The organism is Vibrio sp. 970 (assembly GCF_033339075.1).
Window position 1 is genome coordinate 1 of the sequence record NZ_JAWOTW010000412.1, and the last position, 649, is coordinate 649.

Consider the following 649-nt stretch of genomic DNA (forward strand, 5'->3'; position numbering starts at 1 on the left):
GAACATCAACGCCTTCAACACGTTCTGACACTGGTGCAAATTGATAGTTCACTGCATGAGCGCCAAGTGTGGCGAGGTAATCTAAATTTCGTTCACTGCAGGTGGTAAATACTTCGGCTTTTGTCGCCACGGCAATCTGCACCGCTAAGTGCCCGACGCCACCCGCTCCTGCGAGAATTAATACTCTATCGCATTCGCTGACATTCGCTTTGCTTAATGCTTGGGCAGCGGTTTGCCCTGCCAATGGTAAAACCGCCGCCGCTTCTAGCGTGACCGAACTTGGCACGTGACTTAGCTCCGACTCCGGAACACAAACATATTGGCTATAACCACCACCTTGGAGAGGAAAGCCAATAAAACCGGCCACTTCATCTCCCACAGCAAAGCGAGAAGTCTTAGTACCACAAGAGGCGACTTTCCCAGAAATATCGTAACCTGGCACCCAAGGCAGTTTGTCTTTATTCTGGGAAGCAGCCCAGCCAAGTCCCGCTCGTGTTTTGACATCGATAGGATTCACGCCAGCATAATGCACCTTGACCAACACTTCGCCAGACTTAGGGATCGGAGTTTCAGCGCTTTGAATCGCCAGAACATTGGCGTCGCCAAACTCAGTGATAACAATCTGTTTATGTTCCATAATTCACTCCCT

Annotated in this window: 1 protein-coding gene; it reads right to left on the reverse strand. The window is 50.1% G+C overall.

Features of this window, described 5'->3' with window-relative positions; genetic code table 11:
* Nucleotides 1-637: NADP-dependent oxidoreductase (locus R7Q11_RS27010; RefSeq protein ID WP_225467091.1), on the reverse strand; the 637-nt coding region annotated here is incomplete at its 3' end.
* Between the last annotated feature and the right edge of the window lie 12 nt (nt 638-649).